The following is a 966-nucleotide window of genomic DNA, read 5'->3' as shown; positions in this document are numbered from 1 at the left end:
TATTCACTCTTTCACACACCCATTTCATGGTCCGCAATCTTTGCGGGACTGGTGACGGCTCTTGCCACCTCAATCTGCCTTTCTTTTCTGGTTGCCGCTTTAGGCTTAAGCCAAATGGATTTCACTTCTTCAACCCCATTTGAAGGCTCTTTCCTCTCCTTTGGCGTGGGTTCTGTTATCGTTACACTGATTAGCCTAGCCTTGGGAGGCTTTGTAGCTGGACGTTTTGCTGAAACCTCAGGGATTCTTCATGGCTTTCTCACCTGGGCTCTCATAACATTGCTGATGACCCTCCAAGCCATCCACGTGGTTTCTAGTACAGCAAAGATAGGAGCTAAAACGGCTCTAGAAAACAGCTCCATGGTCCAACAAACCGTTGACAGCCTAAAAAACAATATTTCCCCTATACTTGCAAACTTAAACAGCGAAAGTCTTGAACAGTTTTTTGCAAAAAATAGTGACAATGATATCAATTTTGACCAACTTAGGAGTGAATTGCACTCCCTTCTCAATAAAAGTGACATTCCTGCTCTCAACCCTGATCGCTTAAAACAAACCTATCAAGCTGCACTCAATGATATTGGTTCTGCGATAACAGCTTTCAAAAATGATCCTTCTTACTATCGCACCACTTTAAAAAATCTTGGTGAGCGCCTGTCTGATCGTGTAGAAGATCTCACGACAAAATTTGATCGAAGTGATATCATCAATGCCCTCATAAAAGATGGCATGTCCCGTTCGGATGCACAAACAGCAGCCAACCATGCCGTCCAACTCTATCAAAGCGCAGAGGAAAAGACCGAAAAAGCCATCAAAGTCCTTGAAGAACGGGCAGAAACACTCTCAGACAATCTTGAGGATACGATCAAGGGAGCAAAAAACACTGCAACTAAAGCCACAAAAACAGCCTCCAATATGGGGTGGTGGGGCTTTTTAGGAAGTCTGGTAGGCGCCATTATTTCCAGT

1 protein-coding gene is annotated in these 966 nt (G+C 44.1%); it reads left to right on the top strand.

The features are described from left to right. On the top strand, nt 1–966 hold a 966-nt coding region (locus tag ACFINH_RS09995), incomplete at both ends, for a DUF3792 domain-containing protein (RefSeq protein WP_375633018.1).

The sequence above is a fragment of the Bartonella sp. AA74HLJMH genome (genome assembly GCF_042197045.1).
In the GTDB taxonomy this organism is placed as follows: Bacteria; Pseudomonadota; Alphaproteobacteria; order Rhizobiales; family Rhizobiaceae; genus Bartonella.
The sequence above is the reverse complement of the archived record's forward strand: the minus strand, read 5'-3'. Positions and strand labels throughout refer to the sequence as shown.